This window comes from Moorena sp. SIO3B2, assembly GCF_010692525.1.
Classification (GTDB): domain Bacteria; phylum Cyanobacteriota; class Cyanobacteriia; order Cyanobacteriales; family Coleofasciculaceae; genus Moorena; species Moorena producens.
The window spans coordinates 1-1005 of sequence record NZ_JAAHHE010001015.1; the positions used below are offsets into that span (position 1 = coordinate 1).

Here is a 1005-nt window from a genome sequence, read left to right on the forward strand (position 1 = left end):
CATTAATACTGATCTGAAGCCAACGGTTTTTGCCCACCCTACAAGCTTAAAAGGTGAAAAAAATCCCAATTAAAGTAGGGTGGGCAAAGTCATCTAATCATTAATACTAATTTGAAGCCAACGGTTTTTGCCCACCCTACAAGCTGACTAACAACCTTCAACCTTCAACCTTACCAAACCTTCAACCTTCAACCTTACCAAACCTTCAACTTTCAACCTTCCCAAACCTTCAACAATCAATAGCCAACAAAATCGTTTCCATCTCTTCCCTTGACAATCCCCCATGAGCCCCCAACTTGTGTTGTTCAAACCGGTCTTCTTCATACCACCAAACCGTTTCATACTTATTCGGTAAAATCACTATATTGCCTAACCGATTCAGCAATAGTGGCGATATTTCACCTGTACCGAAATAGCCTTGCTCAAGTAATGTGGTGGTGCGATACACTGTTGCTCGATCTGCCAACTGCTCCGTAAGCAAATCATAGACTTTATCCAAATAGTCTTCCTGAATATACAACACCATATCCCGACATGATCCTGCTGGCACCAACAGTTTACCTTGGGCATTCCGTTTAATAAACTGCTCAATCGAAGGATTAAGCTGATTCAAATAAATAGTAGTCTCTGGTGAAATCTCTATTTGTCCATGATCAGCGGTAATTAGTAATAATGTATTCTTAAGCTTACCAGCTACTTGCTGATATAAAAGTCGCTCCATGGTTAGCAAAAGTGTGCTAACTTCAGCCTGAAACTGGACAGAGCCAGGACCGTATTTATGAGCGATGCCATCAACAATATCCAAATACAGGAAAAAGTAGCTCTTTTCGGATTCAGCGATCGCAGCTTCAGTCAGGTTAACTAATGCTTCAGGAATGGTTTTGTAGGGAACAATACTTGCCCCATCACACACCACTCGTGAAAAGGGAGAGTAAGCATAATTGTAGTGTTGAAAACAATAAGATTTAACACCATACTGTTGCAATTTTTGATAGAGAGTTTGGG

General features: G+C 40.7%; 1 protein-coding gene. It reads right to left on the reverse strand.

Annotated features, from left to right (window positions below; genetic code table 11):
- Positions 1 to 229: 229 nt before the first annotated feature.
- On the reverse strand, positions 230 to 1005 hold a 776-nt coding region (locus F6K38_RS43135), incomplete at its 5' end, for an alkaline phosphatase family protein (RefSeq protein WP_287361086.1).